The sequence below is a fragment of the Flavobacterium sp. 38 genome (assembly GCF_057799715.1).
In genome coordinates this window covers 1-26,644 of record NZ_JBYNWZ010000009.1, presented here as the reverse complement: position 1 = coordinate 26,644, position 26,644 = coordinate 1, and the positions used below count along the sequence as shown (strand labels likewise).

At 34.8% G+C, this 26,644-nt stretch carries 20 protein-coding genes; 18 read left to right on the top strand and 2 right to left on the bottom strand.

Features of this window, described 5'->3' with window-relative positions; genetic code table 11:
* The first annotated feature begins 54 nt into the window (after positions 1–54).
* From AC3E9W_RS18675 to AC3E9W_RS18630, 10 genes are all read left to right on the top strand, one after another.
* Entirely contained in the window at positions 55–1,281 is a 1,227-nt protein-coding gene (locus tag AC3E9W_RS18675) for a glycoside hydrolase family 88/105 protein (protein WP_456895261.1), read from the top strand.
* 195 nt (positions 1,282–1,476) lie between these two features.
* Entirely contained in the window at positions 1,477–3,066 is a 1,590-nt protein-coding gene (locus tag AC3E9W_RS18670) for a glycoside hydrolase family 43 protein (RefSeq protein ID WP_488769554.1), read from the top strand.
* 10 nt (positions 3,067–3,076) lie between these two features.
* Complete coding sequence (gene pelA / locus AC3E9W_RS18665; protein ID WP_488769553.1) at positions 3,077–5,074, top strand: pectate lyase; 1,998 nt, start codon at positions 3,077–3,079, stop codon at positions 5,072–5,074.
* 229 nt (positions 5,075–5,303) lie between these two features.
* Positions 5,304–6,659 carry a glycoside hydrolase family 28 protein gene (locus tag AC3E9W_RS18660; RefSeq protein ID WP_488769551.1) on the top strand — a complete coding sequence of 452 codons (1,356 nt, stop codon included), beginning with the start codon at positions 5,304–5,306 and terminating at the stop codon, positions 6,657–6,659.
* A gap of 455 nt (positions 6,660–7,114) precedes the next feature.
* Entirely contained in the window at positions 7,115–7,858 is a 744-nt protein-coding gene (locus AC3E9W_RS18655) for a rhamnogalacturonan acetylesterase (RefSeq protein ID WP_488769550.1), read from the top strand.
* A gap of 701 nt (positions 7,859–8,559) precedes the next feature.
* The gene (locus AC3E9W_RS18650) at positions 8,560–9,102 is read left to right on the top strand and encodes a hypothetical protein (protein WP_488769549.1); all 543 of its coding nucleotides are present in this window, start codon (positions 8,560–8,562) and stop codon (positions 9,100–9,102) included.
* 19 nt (positions 9,103–9,121) lie between these two features.
* Positions 9,122–9,514: a hypothetical protein gene (locus tag AC3E9W_RS18645; RefSeq protein WP_488769548.1), complete on the top strand. Its 393-nt coding sequence runs from the start codon at positions 9,122–9,124 to the stop codon at positions 9,512–9,514.
* A 158-nt stretch (positions 9,515–9,672) separates the two neighbouring features.
* A complete protein-coding gene (locus AC3E9W_RS18640; protein WP_488769547.1) occupies positions 9,673–10,953 on the top strand; it encodes a DUF4861 domain-containing protein in 1,281 nt (426 codons plus the stop codon).
* A 26-nt stretch (positions 10,954–10,979) separates the two neighbouring features.
* Entirely contained in the window at positions 10,980–12,302 is a 1,323-nt protein-coding gene (locus AC3E9W_RS18635; RefSeq protein ID WP_488769546.1) for a rhamnogalacturonidase, read from the top strand.
* A gap of 307 nt (positions 12,303–12,609) precedes the next feature.
* Positions 12,610–12,786 (top strand): histone H1, encoded by a 177-nt coding sequence (locus AC3E9W_RS18630; protein ID WP_026729959.1) that lies wholly within the window; start codon positions 12,610–12,612, stop codon positions 12,784–12,786.
* A gap of 750 nt (positions 12,787–13,536) precedes the next feature.
* On the opposite strand, the gene AC3E9W_RS18625 is transcribed toward AC3E9W_RS18630, so the two are convergent.
* Positions 13,537–14,577, bottom strand: coding sequence for a GntR family transcriptional regulator (locus tag AC3E9W_RS18625; RefSeq protein WP_456895408.1), 1,041 nt, complete (start codon positions 14,575–14,577; stop codon positions 13,537–13,539).
* Positions 14,578–14,965: 388 nt separating this feature from the next.
* Between AC3E9W_RS18625 and rhaT the strand changes: the two genes are divergently transcribed.
* The 8 genes from rhaT (at position 14,966) to AC3E9W_RS18585 (ending at position 25,945) form a co-directional block, all read left to right on the top strand.
* A complete protein-coding gene (rhaT, locus tag AC3E9W_RS18620; RefSeq protein ID WP_488769545.1) occupies positions 14,966–16,015 on the top strand; it encodes an L-rhamnose/proton symporter RhaT in 1,050 nt (349 codons plus the stop codon).
* Between the two features lie 27 nt (positions 16,016–16,042).
* Positions 16,043–18,187 carry a bifunctional aldolase/short-chain dehydrogenase gene (locus AC3E9W_RS18615; protein ID WP_488769544.1) on the top strand — a complete coding sequence of 715 codons (2,145 nt, stop codon included), beginning with the start codon at positions 16,043–16,045 and terminating at the stop codon, positions 18,185–18,187.
* A 443-nt stretch (positions 18,188–18,630) separates the two neighbouring features.
* Complete coding sequence (locus AC3E9W_RS18610; RefSeq protein ID WP_456895239.1) at positions 18,631–19,905, top strand: sugar isomerase; 1,275 nt, start codon at positions 18,631–18,633, stop codon at positions 19,903–19,905.
* 104 nt (positions 19,906–20,009) lie between these two features.
* Positions 20,010–21,371, top strand: coding sequence for an FGGY-family carbohydrate kinase (locus AC3E9W_RS18605; RefSeq protein ID WP_488769543.1), 1,362 nt, complete (start codon positions 20,010–20,012; stop codon positions 21,369–21,371).
* 96 nt (positions 21,372–21,467) lie between these two features.
* Positions 21,468–22,208: a (Fe-S)-binding protein gene (locus AC3E9W_RS18600; protein WP_488769542.1), complete on the top strand. Its 741-nt coding sequence runs from the start codon at positions 21,468–21,470 to the stop codon at positions 22,206–22,208.
* A gap of 220 nt (positions 22,209–22,428) precedes the next feature.
* Entirely contained in the window at positions 22,429–23,829 is a 1,401-nt protein-coding gene (locus tag AC3E9W_RS18595; protein ID WP_488769541.1) for a lactate utilization protein B, read from the top strand.
* On the top strand, positions 23,822–24,409 hold the full coding sequence (locus AC3E9W_RS18590) for a LutC/YkgG family protein (RefSeq protein WP_488769540.1): 588 nt from the start codon (positions 23,822–23,824) through the stop codon (positions 24,407–24,409). Before AC3E9W_RS18595 ends, AC3E9W_RS18590 begins: the two co-directional genes overlap by 8 nt.
* A gap of 165 nt (positions 24,410–24,574) precedes the next feature.
* Entirely contained in the window at positions 24,575–25,945 is a 1,371-nt protein-coding gene (locus AC3E9W_RS18585; RefSeq protein WP_488769539.1) for a glycoside hydrolase family 27 protein, read from the top strand.
* A gap of 76 nt (positions 25,946–26,021) precedes the next feature.
* On the opposite strand, the gene AC3E9W_RS18580 is transcribed toward AC3E9W_RS18585, so the two are convergent.
* Entirely contained in the window at positions 26,022–26,354 is a 333-nt protein-coding gene (locus AC3E9W_RS18580; RefSeq protein ID WP_306161500.1) for a YegP family protein, read from the bottom strand.
* Positions 26,355–26,644 lie beyond the last annotated feature (290 nt).

The following is a 26,644-nucleotide window of genomic DNA, read 5'->3' as shown; positions in this document are numbered from 1 at the left end:
GAGAATTAGAAAATTAGAGAAAATAGATTATAGTAGAATTAAATATATTTTGAAATGAAGAATAGTAGAAAGCAAAGTTACCTAATGTCAGTTTTACTGATTTGTGTAATGACGATTACGAGTTGTAAAGTAACCTCACAAGAGCCAGCGAAGAAAGATATCGTGATTGGAAAAAATCTGAAATGGTCTGATAAAATGGCTTTAACTTTGATGAAACGCCATCCAGAAGCCTACATGCTAGATGATGCCAAAAAGCCAAAGTGGGATTATGTTCACGCTTTAGTTTTACATTCTATTGAAGAATTGTACAAAAAAAATCCTGACCCTAGATACAAAGCTTACATAAGAGGATATGTTGATGAATTGGTTCAAGCAGATGGTGAAATCAAAACCTATGAATTTGATAAATTTAATATCGATTTGGTAGTGCCTGGGCGTCTTTTATTTGATATTTATGCAGAATCAAAACAAGATAAATACTTAAAAGCATTACAGCAAATACGCAAACAATTGGCAGAACAGCCAAGAACGGCAAGTGGCGGATTTTGGCACAAACAAATTTATCCAAACCAAATGTGGTTAGACGGTTTGTATATGGGAGAACCATTCTATGCACAATACACCGTAACATTTGAAAATGGAAAAAGTCTGGATGATATTGCAAAACAATTTGAGCTAATCCAGCTACATGCAACAGATCCTAAAACAGGATTATTGTACCACGGTTGGGATGAAAGCAAGCAAATGCCTTGGGCAAATAAAGAAACAGGAAACTCACCAAATTTCTGGTCTAGAGCATTAGGCTGGTATGTAATGGCATTGGTTGACGTTTTAGATTATTACCCAAAAGAGCATCCAAAGCAAAAAGAATTAGTTAAATATCTAAATAATGCTTCTGAGGCTTTACTTAAATACCAAGATAAATCATCTGGGTTATGGTACCAAGTTACAGACAAAGCTGGTGAAAAAGGAAACTATCTAGAAGCATCTGGTTCGGCTATGTTTGCGTATGCGTATGCAAAAGGAGCAAACAAAGGGTATTTGCCAGCTAAATTTAAAAAAGCAGCCAACAAAGCTTTTGACGGATTAACAACAGTATTAATCAAAAAGGTAGATGCCGATGGCGGAATAACTTTAACAAACTGCTGTCAAGTAGCAGGTTTAGGAGGAAATCCATACCGTGATGGTTCTTACGAATATTACGTAAACGAAAGAAAAAAAGACAACGACCCAAAAGCAACAGGACCATTTATTCTAGCTGCTTTAGAGTTGAATAGATAAAAGAAGTTAATTGTTTATAGTTGATAGTTGATGGTTCTGCAGAGCTAAGATCAGGATCTGTTTTGTCTTCCTGAGCGAAGTCGAAGGACCGCACAGAGACTTAAACTCGCTTAATTAGAAACCTGACAGGTTTTTAAAACCTGTCAGGTTTAATCACCACACGAAGAATGCTAAGGTCAAAAAAATCCCTTTAAAATGAATAATATAAAAATCATCCTTTTTCTTCTTTCTATTTTCTGTTTTCAGAAGAATACAGCACAAGTCTGGACATCAGATAATGGAGACGGAACCTACACAAACCCAATCCTTCACGCCGATTATTCAGATCCAGATGTCGTTCGCGTAGGCGATGATTATTATATGACCGCTTCTTCTTTTAATTGTATTCCAGGATTGCCTATTCTGCATTCTAAAGATTTGGTAAACTGGAAAATTATTGGGCATGCTCTGGTAAAACAGCCGCCTTTTGAAACGTACAATAAAGTACAGCACGGAAACGGAGTTTGGGCGCCAAGCATCACCTATCATAAAAATGAATTTTACATCTATTATCCAGATCCCGATTTCGGAATTTATATGATAAAAGCAAAAAAAGCCGAAGGCCCTTGGTCGGAACCTCTTTTAGTAAAAGCAGGAAAAGGACTGATCGATCCTAGTCCGCTTTGGGATACAGATGGAAAAGCGTACCTGACTCACGCTTTTGCTGGAAGCCGCGCACAGATTAAAAGTTTATTGGTTGTCTGTACCATGAATCCAGAAGGAACTGTCGTAAACAATGACGAAGTAATGGTTATTGACGGACATAAAGGCGAAGAAACTATCGAAGGCCCTAAATTTTACAAACGAAATGGCTATTACTACATTTTTGCTCCTGCAGGAGGTGTTCCAACAGGCTGGCAGACTATTTTAAGATCGAAAAATGTTTTCGGTCCTTATGAAAAGAAAAAGGTTCTAGAACAAGGTTCGACCGCTATAAATGGTCCGCATCAAGGCGCTTGGGTTACGACTCAAACAGGAGAAGATTGGTTTTTCCATTTTCAGGACAAAGGCGCTTACGGACGAATTGTACATCTGCAGCCGATGAAATGGGTAAACGACTGGCCTGTAATGGGAGAAGATTTTGATAAAAACGGAATTGGCGAACCAGTTACGACTTATAAAAAACCAAATGTTGGTAAAAAATATCCAATAGAAACTCCGGCAGAATCAGACGAATTTAATTCGCCAAAATTAGGATTGCAGTGGCAATGGCAGGCAAACAGACAAATCAATTGGGGATTTCCGACCAGCTTAGGTTATCTGAATTTGTTTTGCAATACCACTTCTCAGAACATCTTTAATGCTCCAAACTTATTATTGCAGAAATTCCCAGCAGAAGAATTTACAGCTACCACAAAACTGACTTTTAATCCGAGATTAAACAAAGAATCTACAGGTTTAATCGTAATGGGGTTAGATTATAGTTTTTTATGTTTTAAAAATGTTGACGGGAAATTATATCTAAATCAGAAAACAGGAACTTTTGATAAAACAGTTTCAGAAACTGAAACTGCACCTATAAAAATAGAAAACAATACGATTTACCTTAGAGTGCAAATTACTAAAGCAGGCATGTGCAGTTTCTTTTACAGCTTAGACGATAAAAATTATCAAAAAGTTGGAACCGATTTTAAAGCCAAAGAAGGAAAATGGATTGGTGCCAAAGTCGGACTTTTCGCTTTAGGCGAAGAAGTAAAAAATGATTCTGGAAATGTTGAAATAGATTGGTTTAGAATAACAAAATAAAAAGTAAGCGATGCAGTTTAAAAAACAAATAATCCTTTTTTTATGTCTTTGCAGTTTTGCAGTAAAATCTCAAAACACCTATAAAAGATGGCCAGATATTATTCGTAAGAACGATGCAGCTTGGTTTGCTTCGGCGGAAGCCAAAAAAATAGCAGACAATGTTTTACTGTATCAAAGAGATATAGGAGGATGGCCAAAAAACATCCAGATGCAGGAGGAGCTTACAGAGAAACAGAAAAAGGATTTAATTGTACTCAAAAAAACGGCTGTAGAAACCACAACAGACAACGGAGCAACTTGTCAGGAAATGCTTTTTATGTCGAGAATGTATGCACAGGTTAAAGACGAACGTTACGCTGCATCTTTTTTAAAAGGATTGAATTATTTGCTGGAAGCGCAATATGACAATGGCGGATGGCCACAGTTTTATCCGTTAAAGAAAGGCTATTACACGCATATTACCTACAACGACGATTCGATGGTAAATATATTGAATGTAATTAAAAACGTTGCAGAGGAAACCGATTATTACAGCATAAAACCTTCAAAAGAAATTGTAGAAAAATGTAAAAAAGCTTTTGACAAGGGAGTTGACTGCATTTTAAAAACACAATACAAGCAAAACGGAATTTTAACCGCTTGGTGCGCACAGCATGACGAGATTACGTTGCAGCCTGCAAACGCAAGAGCTTTTGAATTGGCATCACTAAGCGGATACGAATCAGCAAAAATAGTATTGCTATTAATGGCTATTGATAAACCTTCGCCAGAAATTGTTACCGCTGTAAAAAGTACAGTAGCTTGGTTTGAAAAAACAAAAATCACGAATCTGGAAGAAAAAAGAGTGCTCAACGATGCTGGAAAAATTATAGACAAAAAAATGATTCCAACTCAAAATGCTGCACCTCTTTGGGCAAGATTTATGGATTTAGAAACCAATGAACCTTTCTTTTGTGATCGCGATGGAATTAAAAAGAAATCTATTGCAGAAATTGGTTCCGAAAGAAGAAATGGTTATTCATGGTATACAGATGCGCCAAAAGAAGTTTTGAAAAAATTTCCAGACTGGGCCGTTAAAAACGGTACAAAGGTAGGAGCAGCCGAAAAGAAAAATGTAAACTTCATTACTGTAGCACAAGACGGCTCTGGTGACTATTCTAAAATACAAGATGCGGTTTACGCAACACCTGCATTCCCTTATGATAAAGTAACCATTTTTATAAAAAACGGCATTTATAACGAAAAAGTCCGAATTCCAGAATGGAACAATAATGTAATTTTAAAAGGAGAAAGCAAAGAGCACACTATTATTACCTTTGATGATAACTTTTCTAAAATTGGTTTAGGAAGAAACAGTACTTTTTATACGTACACGGTTTTAATAGAAGGCGATGATTGTTCTGTTTCAAATTTAACGATTAAAAATGCCTCGGGAGATCGAGGTCAGGGAATTGCGTTATCGGTTGTGGCAAATCGTGTAAAAGTTTCAAACTGCAACCTTCTAGGAAATCAAGATACCTTATACCTGTCTGGAAAAGAAGCCAAACAATATTTTAAAGACTGTTATATAGAAGGAACAACCGATTTTATTTTTGGAGGTGCGACAGTGCTGTTTGAAAATTGTATTATTCACAGCATTAAAAGCTCTTATATTACCGCGGCTTCAACGCCAGAAGGAACAGCTTTTGGCTTTGTATTTAAAAACTGTAAAATTACTTCCAATCCAGAAGCATCACAAGTATATCTGGGAAGGCCTTGGCGTATTTATGCCAAAACCGTTTACATAGAATGTGAATTAGGAAAACAAATAAAACCAGAAGGCTGGGAAAACTGGTCGAAACCAGAAGTAGAAAAAAATAGCTTCTATGCCGAATACAATTGTAAAGGAGAAGGAGCCCAAACGGTTCAGAGAGTAAAATGGTCACATCAGCTTACAAAAAAAGAAGCTGGTCAATATATTGCAGCAATTATTTTAAAAGATAAAGCATCAGATTGGTATTTAAAATAAAATGCTAATATATAATTGTAATTTATTTTTATTTTAAATTTAATAATTTTTAATTATCACAATTCGCTTGTATAATTTGTTTTCAATTAAATTGTAAGAAAAACACATAACAAAGTATGTTTGAGTCTGTAAACGCTTCTTAAATGGGCTTAAAATGAGTTTCGCTTCAAAAAATGGTTGTTTTTTGGTTTTATTAAGCTTTTTTAATGATACTTTTCAATTTTATTTTATGAATATTAAAAATTTTATTTTCTTTTTTATTTCGGTCACTGCTTTTGCGCAACAAACTCAGTTTCCGACTGCCAAAGCCGATTCGATTGTAAAAAATATACAGCTTCCTGTAATTTCGGCTTATCAAATAGATGTTGTAAAATTGGGAGCTAAAGGTGATTCGGTTACCAATAATAAAAAGGCTTTTGATAAAGCCATGGCATTATGCAAAAAGAATAATGGCGGAACGATTATCGTTCCAAAAGGAATTTATAAAATTAATGGGCCAATCCACTTTGTAAGCAACGTCAATTTAAAGATCGAAAAAGGAGCCAAGATTAAATTCAGTGACAATCCTCAAGATTATTTACCCATGGTTCTAACAAGTTGGGAAGGTACAATGCTGTATAATTACAGTCCGCTAATTTATGCCAATAATTGCAATAATATTGCTATTTCTGGTGAAGGAACAATTGATGGAGAAGGAGGAAAAATATGGAAAACCTTTAAGGCAAAAGAAGGCGAAGGCAAAAACCGAAGCCGCGAAATGAATCATAACAATACTCCATTAAACGAAAGAAAATTTGGAGAAGGTTATTTTTTAAGACCCCAAATGATTCAGTTTCTCAATTGTAAAAATATTTTGGTCGAAAATATCAGAATAGAAAATTCGCCATTCTGGTGTCTTCATCTTTTAAAATCAGAAAGCATAACCGTTCGAGGCATCAGTTATAAATCCTTAAATCACAACAACGACGGAATCGATCCAGAATATGCAAAAGATGTCTTAATTGAAAATATCACTTTTGACAACGGAGATGACAATGTAGCCATAAAAGCAGGAAGAGATCACGAAGGAAGAGTCAATACAGCAACACCAAGTCAAAATATTGTCATCAGAAACTGTAATTTTAAAGGACTTCACGGCGTGGTTATCGGCAGCGAAATGTCAGCAGGAGTGCAGAATGTCTTTGTTGAAAACTGCAAAACCGTTGGTTATTTAAAGAGAGGTATTTATCTAAAAACAAATGCAGACCGAGGCGGTTATATCAAAAATATATTTGTTAGAAACATTCAATTAGACCAAGTGGAAGACTGTCTCTATATAACAGCCAATTATCACGGAGAAGGCAAAGGTTATCAATCGGATATATCCAATGTACATTTTTCGAATATTACTTGTAATAAAGCATCCGAATCAGGAATTGTAATTCAAGGATTTCCAGATAAAAAAATCAAAAACATAACCTTAAATAACATAGAAATTAAACAAGCCAAAAACGCCCTGTCAAACGAAAATGCAAAAAACGTATTAATGACAGATGTTTTTATAGGACAAAGAGCAAACGTCCCAACAGCAGTTTCGAAACATTAGTTTTTTAGGTTCAAAGAGACAGAGGGACAAAGGGACAAAGGTTTTTACGAACCGAATTGTAGAGACGCACCGCAGTGCATTTAACACAAAGATTTGAGCTTAAAACAAACTTTGCGCCTTAGTGTCTTTGTAGCAAAAACAAAAAAACTTAGCGCCTCTGCGTCTTTGCGCGATTAAATAAAAATAATCGTAGCGCAATTTCAGTTTCAGAAATAGAAAATGTGCAGTGAAGCTTAAATAAAACTTTGCGCCTTTGCGTCTTTGCGCGATTAAATAAAAATAATCGTAGCGCAATTCTAGTTTCAGAAATAGAAATGTGCAGTTAAGCTTAAAATAAAACTTCGCGCCTTTGCGTCTTTGTGGCAAAAAGAATTAATAAAAAACCTTGCGTGCTCTGCGTAATCCTTTGCGAACTTTGCGGTAAAAAAAACAATGCATTTAAACTCATTAAAAAAATGAAAAAATATATAATCCTCACACTTCTGATCACCACAGCAGCCGTAGCCCAGAAAACAAACCTATATTGTATTGGCGACTCCACAATGGCAAACAAAAAAGATCCAGAAAAAAATCCAGAACACGGTTGGGCACAAGTTCTACAGCCATTTTTTACAGATAATATATTAGTAGTAAACAAAGCAGTAAACGGCCGCAGCACCAAAAGCTTTATTGCAGAAAAACGTTGGGACTCTATATATAAGGTATTAAAAAAAGGAGACTACGTACTCATTGAATTTGGGCATAATGACCAAAAAATAGAAGATCCCTCACGATACACCAATCCGCATACTGCTTACAGATACAACCTTATAAAATTTGTAAAAGAAAGCCGTGAAAAAGGAGCAATTCCTATTTTGCTGACCTCTATCAGCAGACGCAATTTTAATGAAAAAGGAGTACTGGTGCCTACGCATGGCGATTATCCTTTAGAAACCAGATTGGTGGCACAAGAATATAATATACCTTTTATAGACTTAGAATATTATACAGAATTACTGGAGCAGTCGTACGGGCCAGAAAACTCTAAACTTTTGCACTTGCATTTTAAAGCAGGCGAAAATCCATTTTACGATAAAGACAAAGCAGACGATACACATCTTTCCTTAAAAGGAGCAACAGAAGTAGCACAGATTTTTATAACCCAGCTTAAACTTTTAAAGAATCCCTCACTTCAAAAACTTCAAAAAGAAATTAAATAAGCCTTTATTTAATTAATCCGAACTAACCTTAATACTGTACAAAACGTGTTTTTTGTACAGTATTTTTTTTGCCTATACCTAAAAATAAGGCCGTTAATTTTACCGGACGTACTTCCCCGCGCTGTATTTTAACTCATCAGAAAATAAAAATTGATCCCTACTTATCTGCTTTCTTTTGCAGGACATATCTATAAAGGAAGTATAAAAAGTCCCTTTAACTTATATAGTTGTATCTAATCATACTTCATAAAGGGTAATCTCTTCTAATTGAGATTTTTAAAATTATAATCAAACCATCTTTTGCTAGAGCTGTTTTTTAAAACATACAAAATGCAAGTGTCTGACACGTAGTGTTTTATTGTTTGTTTTAGAAATATCAAGTATGTCTTAATCTATTAATATAAAAACTTTTACAGGTTAAGAAAGGAGGCTTTTGTCTGGAACTTTGCACCTTCAAATTGATAGTAAATATACTTTCAAGTTAGTAGTAACGAAATAAACTACAATGCATATAATAAAAAAAACAGTAAGCACAGCAGAAATTTCAGAATGGCAGCAAATCACTTCTCTAAACTTTAAAGAGACAAAAAAACTGAATTCGATATTTATTAGTACTAGTGAGCATTTTATGCATTTAGAAATATTTCTTATTTCTAATCAGAGCTTAAAAATTAATTAATAATTCATAAAGATCAAATCTCATGAAAAATAAATTACTTCCTTTATTTTTTGTTTTAGGTGCTTTTTCTGCTTATTCGCAAGTAGGTATTGGAAAGCTAAATCCGAGTCCTTCGACGCAGTTAGAGGTGTATTCTAAAGATGGAAATAAAGGTATCTTGATTCCGAGTGTAAAACTGAAAAGTTCGACTGACAAAACCACAGTAACACTGGATAATGGTGGATACGCAAACAGTTTATTGGTTTTTAATACAGAGGCTACTGCAGATGTTATTCCTGGGTACTACTACTGGTATGTAGACAAATGGGTAAGATTAGCTGTTTCTGGAGAAACAGTTTCTGGAAAAGATGGTATTGCCGGAGGTAATGGAGCACCAGGTAAAGATGGTGTTCAGGTTCCTTCTGGTACTAACATATATATAGATAATTCTACAGGTGAAGTTTATATCTTGAAACCGGGAACAGATGGAACAAATCCTACTGACTGGCTTCCTTTAAATGGCAAAAATGGTATCGACGGTAAAAACGGTATCAACGGAGGAGCGGGTCTTCCTGGAGATCGATAATAGAGGGCTTTTTTTAAGAATGTTTAAAAGAAAGCTTAAAGATGATTTTGAACTTTCTGAATGTCTATTTTTTGATGAAAAGGATGAAGACAAAAAACAATACGACAAAATTGTATTTGTAATATATGATAAATTGGAACTGCTTGGTTTCTTAAAAAAGGAACATCGAAACGCTAATACTTTAGTCTGTTTATTTGACAAGCAATTTTATTCAGCCTTGTCTGTTCTGGAAGAAATAAATGGTTTAGTTCTTTTTGATGAGTCAAAAACCAGAAAAGAAGTTTTTAAGGAATTAAAGCAGCATTTTATGGAAAAACCAGTTGCAAAAATTAAAAAAACGCCTTTTGATAAAAAAGTAAATAAAGAAACAAAGTTTCAGGATTATTATAAAGCTATGTATTTTTTAATATAGTTTTTTTTCGTTCATAATTTTTTAGAAGTTGTGGTTCAAGTGCAGGATAATTGTTGTTCGTTATCCTGCATTTTTTTTGAATGAAGTTTATGTTTTAAGTGTGATAATAACAATTAATTTCATAAATTGTTCGGAAAAAATATAAAGATTAAAAAAGAATGAAAAAAATAATCCCATTTTATATTTCAATTGCTTTTACTGCATTATGTTACACAAGCACTAACGCCCAAAAAACCGCAGAAAATACTATAGTTGTAAAAAACACAAGCACTTTAAAATTATCTCAAAAAGCAGTTTCTATAAAGAGAGAAAAGCGATTTGAAAATAAAGCAAATTACCCGATTTTGCTTTTTAAAAACGATACGATTCCGGCACAAATTAATGATCTTGACGGAGATGGAAAATGGGATGAACTATTTTTTGTGACCGATTTTGCGCCAAATGAAGAAAAAAAGATTGTATGGAAGTGGTCAGATAAAAATCCTAAATTTACAATTAAGACAAGTGTTCGTTTTGGAAAAAGAGAAGGCAAAGATTTGCCAGTTCATCCAGATACACAAGAAGTTTTACTTGCCAATCAGGTGCATAAAAAGTTAGGCTACCAAAAATATCAGACTGATGGGCCAACTTGGGAAAATGATAAAGTGGGTTTTAGACATTATCTGGATGGAAGAAACTGTAAAGATGTGTTTGGTAAAAAACTTCCAGGAATAACACCAGAAGATGTTGGAATAAACAGTAAAGGTGCCGTTGAAGACAATTATCACGTCATGCTGGATTGGGGAAGAGATGTTTTTCCTGTGGGAAGTTCTGCCGGTCTAGGCGGTTTTGCATTATTGGCTGATAATAAAATCACTAGGCTTGGTATTTTAGGAAATGATACGATTAATAATGTAGAGAAAACAACATTTAAAATTGTAGCGGAAGGGCCTGTAAAGTCTGTCTTAAGTTATCAATACGAAAATTGGAAAGCTTCTGACAACTTATATCAGGCACAAGAAACGACTTCGATTTGGCCGGGAATGTATGCCTATAAAAATACGGTGTCTATAAATGGCATTAAAGGAAAAGAAACTTTTCTGGCGGCGCTTTCCAACATCAACAATAAAAATCCGCTTCAAGTGATAGAGGCTGGCGAATGGGTATGTTTGATTCTGCATGACCGCCTTACGTACGAACGCCAATGGATTTTGGGATCGGCAATTTTAGTTCCGAAAAATATTTATCAAGGCTATATGGAAGCTCCTAAAACTGGACAGCTTACAGATTCTTATTTGGCAAAATTGAAAATTGAAAACAATAAAGAAATTAGTTATTATGCTGTTGCAGCTTGGGAACTAAGTGCAGATAAAGGATTTGAAGATTCTGCTTTTTTTACTAATTATGTGACCAATTTAGCAAAACAGCTTTCTGCTAAAGTTACCGTTAAAATTAAATAATTTTGAAACTTCAGACTGTTATACAAATGAGAAAGCTTATTCTTGTTTTAACTTTTATATGTTGCCTAAATTCTTCTTTTGCACAGAAAGATTCGGAATTTTTTCCTGATGGAAGTCCGATTAGCAAGTGGTTCAAAAATGATCAGAAGTTGCAGCTGAAAGATTTAGGGAAACAATATCGTATAACAGATTTCGGAGTTAAGCAAGACAGCACATTAATTCAGACGAAGAGCATTCAGACTGTAATTGACCAAGCATCATTAAATGGCGGAGGTGTAATTGTGTTTCCAAAAGGTGTTTTCTTGAGCGGTGCTTTATTCTTTAAACCAAAAACAGCTTTATATTTAGAGAAAGGAGCGGTTTTAAAAGGTTCAGATGCAATTGCTGATTATCCGATTAGGGCTTCAAGAATAGAAGGGCAGAATCTGGATTATTTTCCTGCTTTGGTGAATGCTTATGGAGTAGATCATTTTTCTATTTCTGGAGAAGGAACTGTAAACGGGAATGGTAAAAAATTTTGGGAAGCTTTTTGGAAAAGGAGAAGTGAAAACCCAGATTGTACAAACCTTGAAGTTTCTAGACCTCGATTAGTTTTTGTTTGGAATTGTAATGATGTTCAGTTTCAAGATATAAAATTGATAAATTCTGGTTTTTGGACAAATCATTTCTATAAATGCAAGAATGTAAAACTGCTTAATCTCTATATTTTTTCGCCACATATCGGAATCAAAGCGCCTAGTACAGATGCGGTTGATCTGGATGTCTGCGAAAATGTTTTAATAAAAAACTGTTATATGTCGGTTAATGATGATGCCGTGGCGCTAAAAGGTGGTAAAGGGCCTTATGCAGACCAAGACGAGAATAACGGACCTAATAAAAATATCATCATTGAGGATTGCACTTTCGGATTTTGTCATTCGGCATTGACCAATGGGAGTGAAGCTATTCATAACCGAAATGTAATTATTAGAAACAGTAAGATAGAAGGTGCTTCTCGGCTGCTTTGGTTAAAAATGAGACCGGATACGCCGCAGCGTTACGAATATATTTTGGTAGAAAATATTCAAGGTGAAGCGGAAACGGGTTTGGCTATTTTTGCGTGGCGGCAGTTTTATGATTTAAAAAATCGTAAAGATATCCCGCTGTCTTATGGAGATCATATTACTTTGAGAAATATCAATCTCAAATGCACTAATTTTTATGGTGTGGAAAAAGATCCGAATGTGCGATTAAGCAATTTTGAATTTGAAAATCTAAATATAGAATCTGTAAAAACGAAGATTGATAAGAGTATTGTAAATGGAATTATTTTCAAGAATGTTTATCTAAATAAGGCTCTAATTGACTAATTTTTTCCTTTTTGGAGCAATTTTTTCCTGTAAAAATTAACAAATAGAAGGGTTTCAGACGCCAAATTCTGATAAAATTGTTTGAACTGAGATACTTTCTACGAAGCATTAAAATAAGCGTAATTAGAATATTTTATTAATAAGTCTTTGATTGTTAATATGTTGTGTTTGCTGGGTTTTTGAAAACAAAGCAAGTCAATTTATTGTAAAGAAAATGCATGAAAAACTGCATTAAATTTAACAGCAAAATTGTTGTAACTATCACACAAACTTTTATTTTTGTGGCTTAATTTAACAATATATAAGCATGAAAGATTTATTAGTAAAAATCAACGCCGAAATTGACACATTCAAAGCAGAAGCTGAATCTTTAACTGAGAAAGGTATCAAGGCTGCAGGACCAAGAGCACGTAAAGCTACTTTAGAAATTGAAAAACTTTTAAAAGAGTTCAGAAAAGTTTCTATCGAAGAATCAAAAAAATAATACAACTAAAACCTCGTCAATCGGCGAGGTTTTTTTATGCTTTCTTTTGCCGTGAATTATTGCGCCAGTCAGGCTGAGCGGAGTCGAAGTCCTGTGCGGTTCGTTTTTCGCCACGAATTACACGAATTGCACAAATTTTTCTTGGATTTTTTTACCACAAATTAGCGCAAATTTTCTTGGATAGTTTTTACTGCGTTTGTCAGGCTGAGCGGAGTCGAAGCCCTATGCGGTTCGTTTTTCGCCACGAATTACACGAATTGCACAAATTTTTCTTGGATGTTTTTTACCACAAATTACACAAATTATCGCAAATTTTCTTGGATAGTTTTTTATTACGCCTGTCTGTCTGAGCGGAGTCGAAGACCTGTGCGGTTAGTTTTTCTGCCACGAATTCACGAATTTTTTATATTCGATTCGTGAATTCGTGGCGAATAGATTTTGTGTTTTTTGACACGAATTACACGAATTGCACAAGTTTTTCTTAGATGGTTTTTACCACAAATTACCACAAATTAGCGCAAATTTTATCGGATAGTTTTTGCGCCTGTCAGGCTGAGCGGAGTCGAAGCCCTTTACGGTTAGTTTTTTCGCCACGAATTCACGAATTTTTTATATAATTCGTGAATTTGTGGCGAATAAATCGGTGTTTTTTGGGGTGAATCGCACGAATTAAATTAGAGAAAATTCGTGAATTCGTGGCGAAAAAACTTTGTGTCTTAGCGCCTTAGTGGCTAAAAAAACCTTAGCACCTCAAATAGAATTTCTATCAATAAAATTAAACGGCACTTTTACCTGACCTTTTTCTTTGTTCAGGATCATTCTTGCGGCAGTTTCTCCCATTACATTAAAATCGGTTGACATTACGGTGATGCCTAATAATTCTTTTAGAGGTGTATCATTATAAGAGATAACACCAATTTCTTTTCCTAAAACATATTCTTCATCGCGAATCTGTTTCATTAAATTCACCAAGTCAGATTCTTCGATCGTAATAAACAAATCGCCTTTTTTTAGAATCATATCATCGTAGACTTCGCTTAGAATCTCAAAATTGATTTCGTGTTCGACACAGAATTTTCTAAAACCGTGCAAAATTCTTCTCGGATACGGATAAACGGCTTTATCTGGATATACCAGAATTAAACGTTTGTACTTGGTTATTTTAGAAAGGCCTTCTTTTAATGCATTATAAATATCATTTTCGAAATCTTGATAAATTTTGATGACATTATCGCCAGTTCCTAATTTGATATTGTCTAAAACAACCAGTTTTTCTTGCGGAATATTTTTAATCGCATTTACCACATTGTCAGTAAAACTTAAATGTTTTAATTCGTCTGTTTTAAAATGCGTTGTAATCACATAATAATCGTAAGCGCCCTCAAACTTGTCTAATATATTTAGGAATAAAGTTTCGTCACAGTGGTAAATTTGAAGATCGACATGGGCATTGGCTCCGAGAGTATCAATAAAGCAGCTGTATGTTTTCATTTTATACGAGCTCAATTTATTGGTCAGAAACAGAATATTAACTTTAGATTCTAGTTTGGTTCGGGTAATATAATAGCCTTTTCCTCTAATGGAAGAAATGATTTTTCGTTCTTTTAAAATATTATAGGCTTTCTCAACAGTATCGCGTGACATATAAAATTCTTCACTGAAACTATTAATGGAAGGAATTTTTTGATTGATTTTCAAATTCCCGTTAGCGATGTTCTGAAGAATGGAGTCAACAATCTGTTTGTATTTAGGAACTCGAGAATCTTCGTCGATTTTAATAAGTTTAATCATGTTCATTTTGAGAAAATTTGCTTCGTATTGCACCGAAACCCATTTTAATTCTAAATAATTCAAAAAAATCTCTTCTTTCGAAAGAATCTGTCTGTGCAGAATTATTTAAGCGATTAAAAAGAGAATTTACTAAGGCTTGTAATCTTTTTTTTATAATTCCTGAATTTTAACCCGAATGCGGAATCAATAATTGCGAAATCGATTGCTAAAATAGCCATTTTAAATTTATTTACCCAATAATTACAAGCCGTTATTTCTAATAATCCTTAGTTTTAACAAAAAATACGAAATCCGTAAAGGATAGTACAGGACAGTTTTCTTTTTGACATTCTCTTATTTTACAAAACCAAATTGCTATCTAAACAAACCAAAAACTAAAATTTAATAAATGGAATCATTATTAGGAATCATTTTTCATTCTATCGGAGGATTTTCTTCAGGTAGTTTTTATATGCCTTTTAAAAAAGTAAAAGACTGGGCTTGGGAAAGCTATTGGCTTGTAGGAGGATTTTTCTCTTGGCTGATTGTACCGCCAATCGCAGCTTATTTGACGATTCCTCATTTTGGTGAAATTATCGCAACAGCATCTCCATCAATAAAAGCATTTACCTATTCAATGGGGTTAATCTGGGGAATTGGAGGACTTACTTATGGTCTTGGAGTTCGTTACCTTGGAATGTCTTTGGGGAATTCTATAACGCTTGGATTTTGTTCTGCATTTGGTGCTTTAGTTCCGTCAATTTATTATGATTTTGTTCCGACAGAAGGAAAAATTTCATTTTCTCACATGCTTTCTAATTCTGGTGGACAGTTAGTTTTACTAGGAGTGGTGGTATATCTTATAGGAATTGCTATTTCAGGAAAAGCAGGAATGCTGAAAGAGAAAGATTTTGCAACAGGTCACGAAGATAAAGACAAAGACTTTAATCTAGTAAAAGGCTTAATTGTAGCAGTAATATCTGGAATTTTAAGTTCATTCTTTAACTACGGAATCGAGGCAGGAAAGCCTATGGCAGAGCAAGCGATACTAAATGGTTCTAATCCGCTATTTCAAAACAATGTGACTTATGTTGTTTTGCTTTGGGGAGGTCTTACTACCAACTTTATTTGGTGTCTTTACTTGAATTTTAAAAATAAAACTATTGGTGATTATACCAATAAAGCTACTCCTATAACCAAAAACGTTTTGTTTTCTGCTTTAGCTGGAACAATGTGGTTTTTACAGTTTTTCTTTTACGGAATGGGAGAAAGCAAACTTGGTAACGGAGCAAGTTCATGGATTTTGCACATGGCAACCATTATCCTGACAGCAAATTTCTGGGGATTTTATTTGAAAGAATGGTCTGGAGTTTCTAAAAAGACTTTAAGAACTTTTTTCTGGGGAATTGGGCTGATAATGCTTGCAATCGTTTTGGTAGGAATTGGTAACTCATTATAAATAAATACAAGAATAATAAAATAGTATATGTCGAATACAAAAACAATTAATAATATGAATTTTAAGCACGTAAGCTACCTTTGGGATGAAGCTAAGGCAGCAGCATTGGCAGGTGATGAAGTAGCGCTTTTTATTTATCGTTCTAACTTGTTAGGAGCTGATTTAAGATTGACCAACTACGGAGGTGGAAACACTTCTGTGAAAATTACAGACAAAGATCCTCTTACTGGAGAATCTTCTGAAGTAATGTGGATTAAAGGTTCTGGTGGTGATATCGGTACTTTGACAAAATCAGGTTGTGCGGCTTTGTATTTGGACAGACTTCGTAATCTTGAAAATGTTTACAGAGGTATTGAATTTGAAGACGAAATGGTAGAATTGTTCAACCACTGTATTTTCGATTTGGCATCAAAAGCGCCTTCAATCGATACGCCTTTACATGGTTTTCTTCCATTCAAACATATTGATCACTTACATCCAGATGCGGCTATTGCTATTGCTGCAGCAAAAGATGGAAAGAAAATCACAGAAGAATTATTTAACGGAGAAATTGGTTGGGTAGGCTGGCAGCGTCCAGGATTTGATCTTGGTCTTCAGTTGAGAGCTTGTTTAGAAGAAGCGGCACAAAACGGTAAAAAACTACGCGGAATCATGTTAGGTTCTCATGGTTTGTTTACTTGGGGAGATACTGCGTTTGATAGTTATATCAATACGCTGGAAGTAATCGAGAAATGTGCTTCTTATTTAGAAGATAACTACGGTAAAAAACGTCCAGTTTTTGGAGGAAAGAAAATTGAAAGCCTTCCAGAAGCAGACCGTAAATTAAAAGCAGCAAAAGTAGCTCCGATTTTAAGAGGTTTCTGTTCATCAGAGCGTCAAATGATTGGTCATTATACAGATGATGCAAGAGTTTTGGAATTCATTAATTCTAATGATTTAGCAAAATTAGCTCCATTAGGAACTTCTTGTCCAGATCACTTTTTAAGAACTAAGATTAGTCCACTGGTTTTAGAGTTGGATCCAAACGAAGATTTATCTGATGTTGCAGCTGTGAAAGCAAAATTAGCTCCAGCATTCGAAGCTTACCGTGCAATGTACAAAGACTATTACAATGCTTGTAAAAAGTCGAATTCACCAGCAATGCGTGACCCAAACCCTGTAGTGATTTTATATCCTGGAGTTGGTATGTTCACTTTTGCTAAAGATAAAACAATGGCACGTTTAGCATCTGAATATTACATCAATGCGGTAAACGTAATGAAAGGTGCAGAAGCAGTTTCTGAATATACTTCTCTTCCTCACCAAGAAGCTTTTGATATTGAATATTGGTTATTGGAAGAAGCTAAATTACAGCGTATGCCAAAACCAAAAGCCTTGTCTGGAAGAGTGGCGTTGATCACAGGTTCAGCGGGCGGAATTGGTAAAGCTATCGCTAAAAAATTCGCTCAAGAAGGTGCTTGCGTGGTAATTAATGATATTAACGAAGAGCGTTTACAAGGTGCTACAGCTGAATTTACAAAAGCATTTGGAAAAGATGCGGTTTCTAGCACTTTATTGAATGTTACAGATGAAAAAAGTACAGAATTAGCATTAGACGAAGCTTGTTTGGCTTTTGGAGGTGTTGATATTGTAGTAAATAATGCTGGAATCAGTATTTCTAAATCGATCGCAGAACATACTCTAGAAGAGTGGGATAGATTATACGATATCTTGGTAAAAGGACAATTTATTGTTTCTAAAGCCGGAATCGAAGTAATGCGCAAACAAGGTTTTGGAGGAGATATTGTAAATATCGTTTCTAAAAACGCAGTAGTTGCAGGTCCGAACAATCCTGGTTATGGTTCGGCAAAAGCAGCACAAGCGCACCTTACACGTTTAATGGCTGCTGAATTAGGAGCAGATAAAATTCGTGTAAACACAGTAAATCCTGATGCTGTAATCTCAGACTCAAACATTTGGTCTGGCGGATGGGCAGAAGGTCGTGCAAAGGCATACGGAGTTACAGTTGAAGAACTTCCTGCTTACTATGCAAAACGTACGTTATTAAACGAAATCATATTGCCAGATGATATTGCCAACGCTTGTTATGCTTTTGTTGGAGGTTTACTAGGTAAATCTACAGGAAACGCATTAAACGTAGATGGTGGCGTAGGCATGGGCTTTTATAGATAAAGATTGTTTAGGTTTTTTATATAAGTTTGTTTAAGCAAAAGTGGTTTTTTGTGGTCTAGCGTTCGAATTCTTTCGAACGTTAGATTTTTTTAGACATAACGCTTTCAGCTTTATAAAAACCAAAAAAAAGTGAAGTAAAACAAGAGTTTAGATTGTATAAGTTCTAATTTTTAGTGATTTTTTTTAGCCACAGATTGGAAGGATTAAAATGATTTTTTGTTTCACGCAGATTTAAAAAGATTTAAGCTGATCTGACAGATTATTGATTTTTTTTTTTATCAAAATGATTCAAAAATAATCTGCGCTTTCTGCTCAAATCTTTTTAAATCTGCGTGAAACCAGAAAATAAAAAATCAGCGTCTTATTTGAGAGCATGTGTTAAAAAACTATACTAAAAATATAAAATTATATATCTTGTAAACTCTATTAAAATATCAATAACTATGTTAATCGGATCAAACCACATCGAATCTCATAACGAGGATTTATTAAAAAAACACCAGAACAAATTAGTTTTTACAGCATCAGAAATTAATGATACAGAAGCGATTATTCAAAAACTGATCGATTTTCAAATTGCCATTCCATCTTGGGCTTTAGGAACGGGAGGAACAAGATTTGGGCGTTTTGCTGGCGGAGGAGAACCTCGCTCTTTAGAAGAAAAAATCGAAGATGTTGGTTTGCTTCACAAATTAAACAATGCTTCTGGAGCAATTTCATTACACATTCCGTGGGACATTCCAACCAATTATAATGAAATTAAAACATTAGCAGCACAGCACGGATTAAAATTCGATGCCATGAACTCGAATACATTCCAAGATCAGGCAAGTGCTGAGCACACTTACAAATACGGTTCTTTACAAAACGTAAACAAAGCAGTTCGCAAACAAGCAATTGCTCATAATATAGAAGTAATTAAACACGGAATCGAATTAGGATCTGAGTCTTTAACCGTTTGGTTGGCTGATGGTTCTAACTTTCCTGGACAATTAAACTTTAGAAAAGCGTACCAAAATACATTAGAAAGTTTAGAAGAAATCTACGATGCATTGCCTTCAAACTGGAAATTATTTTTAGAATACAAATGTGCTGAGCCTAACTTTTATTCTACGACTGTAGCAGATTGGGGGCAGTCTTATTCGTATGTTAAAAAGTTAGGTGACAAAGCGCAGACATTAGTAGATTTAGGCCACCATTTGCCAAACGCTAATATCGAGCAGATTGTTTCTATTTTATTAATGGAAAACAAATTGGGAGGTTTCCACTTCAACGATTCAAAATACGGTGATGACGATTTAACAGCGGGAGCATTAAAACCATATCAATTATTCTTGATCTTCAATGAATTGGTTGAAGGAATGGATGCAAGAGGAATGAATCACGCTAAAGATTTAGGCTGGATGATCGACGCTTCTCACAACATCAAAGATCCTTTAGAAGATTTATTGCAGTCTGTAGAAGCGATTATGATTGCTTACGCTCAAGCACTTTCTGTAGACAGAAAAGCATTAGAGCAAGCGCAAGAAGAAAATGACGTGGTAAAAGCGCAGGAAATTCTTCAAAATGCTTTCCGTACAGATGTTCGCGCGTTAGTGGCAGAAGCTCGTCTTCGTTCTGGAGCAGCATTAAATCCGGTAGCATTATATCGTTCGCTTCAAGTTAGAGGAACTTTGATTGACGAAAGAGGTTTAAAAACAGTAGCAACGGGATTATAATTATGAGTTATGAGTTATGAATTATGAATTTTCTTCAAATGAAAATTCATAATTTATAGTTTTGGAATTCATAACTAATAATTCATAATTTATAATTAAAAAAAATGAATGTAGTTGCGATTTTTGATATTGGTAAAACAAACAAAAAGGTTTTTTTATTTAACGAAAATTATAAAATTGTCTGGGAGAAATCGGTGAATCTAGAGGAAACCACAGACGAAGATGGATTTCCGTGTGAAGATATCGAAGTACTGAAAAATTGGATTTTAGATCGATTATCTGAAATAAAAGAACTGAAAGAGTACGTTTTAAAAGCCATCAATTTCAGCACTTACGGAGCCAGTTTCGTTTACATTGACGAAAACGGAAAAGTTTTAACTCCTCTGTATAATTATCTAAAAGATTATCCAGAGGATTTAAAATCTGAATTCTACGAAAAATACAAAGGAGAAAAGAAGTTTGCTGTAAAAACGGCTTCTCCAGTTTTAGGCAGTTTAAATTCGGGAATGCAGATTTACCGATTAAAAGAACAAAAGCCTGAAATCTTCGAACAAGTAAAATACTGCCTGCACTTGCCGCAGTTTTTAAGTTTTCTTTTAACGAATGAAGCCTACGCTGATATTACCAGTATTGGCTGTCACACGAATTTGTGGAATTTCAAAAAAATGAGATACCATAAATGGCTGAAAGAAGAAAATATTGCAGAAAAAATACCGTCAATACATTTTGGTAAAGATGTAATTATGACTCGTGAAAACCTTGCAATTGGTGTAGGTTTGCATGATAGCTCATCGGCGATCATACCTTATACAATCAACTTTACAGAACCATTTGTATTGTTGTCTACAGGAACTTGGAGTATTTCTTTAAATCCATTCAACAACAAACCGCTGACTTTTGACGAACTGCAAAACGACTGTCTTTGTTACATGCAGTATACAGAGAAACCAGTAAAAGCTGCTCGATTGTTTGCAGGAAACGAACACGAAGTGCAGACCAAACGTTTGGCGCAGCATTTTAATGTTCCGGTTGATACGTACAAAGAGGTTTATTTTGATAAAAAAATTGTAGCCAATTTAAGAGCGCTTAATTTTCAAATTATCTATCCTAAAAAATACAATTTTGATATTCTGAAAGAATGTCCTTTTCAAAAAAGGGATCTTTCCAACTATAAAGATTACGAAACAGCTTACCATCAATTAATGTTGGATTTGGTAGAACAGCAGGTTTTTTCGACCAATTTGGTGATTCACAATAGTCCGGTAAAAAAGATTTTTGTTGATGGAGGTTTCAGTAAAAATTCGATTTATATGAATTTATTGGCAGAAGCTTTTCCAGATGTTGAGGTTTATGCGGCTTCGATGGCGCAAGCGAGTGCTTTGGGTGCTGCATTGGCCATTCATGATAACTGGAATCCAAAACCAATTCAGAACGATTTAATTGATTTGAAATTCTATAAACATTAGGTAAAAACGGTCTGTATGTTGTAAATTTGCGGTATAAACGTATTTTTTACATTTTTACAGTACACGCCTAATGAACAACACACTAAATACTACAATATGAAAATTGGACTTTTTATACCTTGTTATGTCGACCAATTTTATCCAAAAGTAGGAATCGCAACCTACGAATTACTACAAAAATTAGGCTGTGAGGTAGAATTCCCAATGGGACAAACCTGCTGCGGACAGCCAATGGCCAATAGTGGTTATGCGCACTTGACAAAAGGATGCGACGCCAATTTTATTGCCAATTTTTCTGGATTTGATTATATCGTCTGTCCTTCTGGAAGCTGTGTTTTGCATGTGAAAGACCATTTGCATGACGAAAAACAGGAAGAGAAGGCAACAGCAATTCGAAATACGGTTTACGAACTTACAGAGTTTATCACAGACGTTTTAAAAATCGACCACATTGATGGAAGATTTCCATTTAAAGTGGGAATGCACGTGAGCTGTCACGGTCAGCGAGGATTGCATCTTTCGCAAATGTCAGAACTGAATGCGCCATTTTTTTCTAAACCTGGGCAGTTATTAAATAGTATAAAAGATCTTGATTTAGTTGAATTGACTAGAAAAGACGAATGCTGTGGCTTTGGAGGTACGTTTTGCGTTACTGAAGAAGCTGTTTCTGTAAAAATGGGGCAGGATCGTATTAAAGATCACGAAAGTCATGATGTGGATTTTATAACTGGTGGTGATATGTCTTGCTTAATGCACCTAGAGGGAATTCTGAAAAGACAAAAAAGCAGAATCAAAACCATTCACATTGCTGAAATATTAAATTCACTGGAAAATTAGTTTTTTACCATTAAGATATTAAGTTCATAAAGCTGGACTTAATTTTCTTTTAAACATTAAGAAATGAAGTTCATAAAGCTTGGCTTAAATTACTTAATACCTTAATGGTAAAAATAAAAAAGGTTTATATCGAGCTTAATTTTCTTTTAATCATTAAGAAATAAAGTTCATAAAGTTAGACTTAATTTTCTTAATGCCTTAATGGTAAAAAACAAAAAAAATGTCATCAGAAAAAGTAATACCGCATAGCGACGCCGCAGCAAAGTTCAACAAAGACGTTGAGCGTGTCAATTGGCATGATGAAACGCTTTGGTTTGTTCGTGCTAAAAGAGACAGATCTGCACACCAAATTGAAGATTGGGAACTGCTTCGCGAAACCGCATCTCAAATAAAATTTAATGTTCTATCTAATATTCACGATTATTTAGTCGAATTCGAAGCAAATGCGCAACGAAACGGAATAATTGTGCATTGGGCGGCTGATGCCAAAGAACACAATGAAATAGTGCATTCGATCATGGCAAAACATGATGTTAAGCAAATGGTGAAATCCAAATCGATGCTTACAGAAGAATGCCATTTAAATGATTATTTAGCCGAAAAAGGAATAGAAGTAATCGATTCTGACCTTGGAGAATATATTGTACAGCTTCGAAAAGAACCGCCAAGTCATATCGTACTTCCAGCAATTCACTTAAAAAAAGAAGATGTAAGCGAAACTTTTCACGAACATTTGGGTACAGAAAAAGGAAACTTCAATCCGCAGTATTTGACAGAATCTGCGCGCCAAAGTTTGAGAAATACTTTTTTAACTAGAAAAGTAGCTTTAACAGGAGTAAACTTTGCTGTTGCAGAAACTGGCGAATTTGTGGTTTGCACCAACGAAGGAAATGCCGATATGGGCGCGCACTTAGCAGACGTTCACATTGCCTGTATGGGATTTGAGAAACTGATTCCGAAAAGAGAACATTTAGGTGTTTTCTTGAGATTATTGGCAAGAAGTGCTACAGGTCAGCCAATTACCACTTTTTCAAGCCATTTTAAAAAGCCAAGAGACGGGAAAGAAATGCATATCGTAATTGTTGACAACGGAAGAAGTACGCAATTAGGAAGAGAAGATTTTAGAAATTCGCTAAAATGTATTCGTTGCGGAGCGTGTATGAATACTTGTCCAGTGTACAGACGAAGCGGCGGACACAGTTATCACAATGCTGTTGCGGGGCCAATTGGCTCTATTTTAGCTCCGAATTTAGATATGAGCAAAAATGCCGATCTACCATTTGCAAGTACACTTTGCGGTTCATGTACCAACGTTTGTCCAGTAAAAATTGATATTCACGACCAATTGTACAAATGGCGTCAGGTTTTGGTTAAAGAAGGGCATACGCCAAAAGCAAAAACAGTAGCTATGAAAACCATGGCAACAGTTTTGGCCAATCCAACAGTATTTAATATTGCTGGAAAATCAGGAAGATTTGTAATGAAGAATATTCCAGGAATAGTCAATAATAAGATGAACAAATGGTACGATCAGCGCGAAATGCCAGATGTTCCAGAAGAATCTTTTAGAGAATGGTACAAGAAAAATTCGAGAGAATCTAAAGAGAATAAGAATGAGTAGTAAAGGCGAAATTTTAAAAAGAATAAAACTGAATCAGCCTGATTTGGTTTCAGAATTGCCGGATCTAAATCTTTTAGGTTCAGAACAATTAGATGTAGTAGAAACTTATAAGACCGTTTTAAAAGGAATTGGCGGCGATCCAGTTGAAGTGGCCGATTATAACGAAATCATCAATTACATCAAATCCAATTACAATCTGGAGAAAAGAGTAATTACGACGCTACCAGAGCTTTCAGAAATTGCTTCTTTGGATTGGAAAACTGTAGATCCGCATTCACTTCAAGATGTGGAATTAACGGTTGTAAAAGCGCATTTTGGCGTAGCAGAAAACAGCGGACTGTGGGTAACCGATGATATTTTAGGACAGCGCGTCGCGCCATTTATTGCACAATATTTAGCTATTATTGTTCATAAAAGTGATCTTGTTCCAACAATGCAGCAAGCGTATCAAAGAATTGGAAACATGGAATACGGTTTCGGAACTTTCATTGCTGGTCCGTCTAAAACTGCTGATATTGAACAATCTTTGGTTCTTGGAGCACACGGAGCAAGAGGCTTAATTGTATTTTTATTGGATTAAAACAAAGAAAAATTATATACTAGAAGATGCAGAAAAAGTTACTTTTTCTGCATTTTTTGTTTTCATTAGAATGTAATTCATTGCTGTAAATAATAAAAAAATGAGCATGGTACATTTTTTTTATTACTTTTAAAGTGTATAACTTACACTTAAACCACACTTGCAATGAAAATTACAAACTTATTTACAATGGCGATAGGAGTTTTTTTCCTGTCAACATTAGGAAATGCTCAAACCAAAGTATTTCAAAAAGAAGAATTTAAACAATGGGCTCAAACCCCGCCAATGGGCTGGAATAGCTGGGACTGTTACGGGCCAACAGTTGAAGAACACGAAGTAAAAGCTAACGCCGATTATATGGCAAAAGAGCTGAAGAAATTTGGCTGGGAATATATCGTAGTCGACATTCGATGGTTTGTAGAAAATGACAAAGCAGGAGGCTATAACCAAACCAATCCGCGTTATGTAATCGATCAGTACGGAAGATATTTACCTGCTGTTAACCGATTTCCTTCAGCAAAAGACGGTCAAGGTTTTAAGCCTTTAGCCGATTATATTCATAAAAAAGGACTCAAATTCGGAATCCATATCATGCGTGGTATTCCTAAAAAAGCCGTTGAAGATAAACTGCCCATAAAAGGAACAAACGGAATAACGGCAGATCAGGTGTATTCTACCGCCTTACAATGCGAATGGCTGCGAGACAATTATACCGTTGTGGCAGACAAACCTGGAGCACAGGAATATTACAATTCTATTTTCGAATTGTACGCGCAATGGGGAGTAGATTTTATTAAAATTGATGATTTGTCAAGACCTTATCACGAAGGAGAAATCAACCTAATTAGAAATGCGATTGACAAATGCGGACGTAAAATTGTCTTAAGCACTTCGCCAGGAGAAACGCCAATCTCAGCAGCTGCGCACGTGAGCACACACGCAAACATGTGGCGCATGGTGGATGATGTTTGGGATACATGGCCTCATATTACGCATTTGATGGATGTAGCGCAAAAATGGTATCCGTACATTGCACCTGGAACTTGGCCAGACTGCGATATGATTCCGTTAGGACGCATTTCCATAAGAGGAGAAAGAGGCGAGGATAGAATGACGCGTTTGACCAAAGACGAACAATATACTTTGATTACCTTTTTTAATATCTTCAAATCGCCATTGTTTTTTGGAGGAGATTTGTCAAGTAATGATGCTTTCACTTTATCATTATTGACGAATAAAGAGGTGGTAAAAATGCACAACGAAAGCAGCGATGTAAAACAGCTTTTTCAGAAAGACGGGAAAATTGCCGTGACATCAAAAAACACGAAAGACGGCAGTACTTATCTGGCTTTGTTCAATATTTCTGATGATACTTCGCAAAAGGTTTCGGTAAATCTTTCTGATTTAGGAATCTCTAGTTCAGCTGAAGTTTTGAATATGTGGACGGGCGAGAAATCAAAAGTAACTTCAAAAGAAATAACAGCTGATTTAAAACCTCATAGTTCTGTTTTGTATCAGTTAAAAGGTAAAAAATAAATAGAAGATATATTTAAATGAAAAAGCTGTTTCTAAATCAATAGAAACAGCTTTTTTTATAATTATAAATAGGCAATTAAGCCGTTTGATCATCTACACTTGCATCAGGAGCATTTTTCTTTACCGATTCAATTCCGTTTTCTCTAGCCGATGTACTTTCATACATTTCGCTATGACCGATAATTTGTCCGTTTCCAGCTTTTAAATTGAAATATGGTTTACCGCTTTTAGATTCTAATCTGTCATAACGATCATCATCTGGTGCGTTTTTTTTAACAGATTCAATTCCGTTACTGCAGGCTGCTTTTGTTGTATAACCTTCACTTGTTAGAATGGTCTGGCCATTACCAGCTTTTAAATTGAATTGAAACTCTCCATTAGCTCTGGTGGTAATTACAAATTTTCCCATGTAGTTTATTTTTAAAGTTAGGTAATAATATTATTTTGCTATTGATAAAAATACAAAACTTAGTAATATAAATCATACATCGGTTTAAAAAAATGATTAACTAAAGGTAAATTTCAAAATTCTAATATTGAAATTCCAAATTCCAAATTCAAAAAAAAGAGCGCAGCGATTTTTTTAGAAAATCTAAAATCTAAAATCTAAAATCTAAAATCTAAAATCTAAAATCTAAAATCTAAAATCTAAAATCTAAAATCTAAAATCTAAAATCTAAAATCTAAAATCTAAAATCT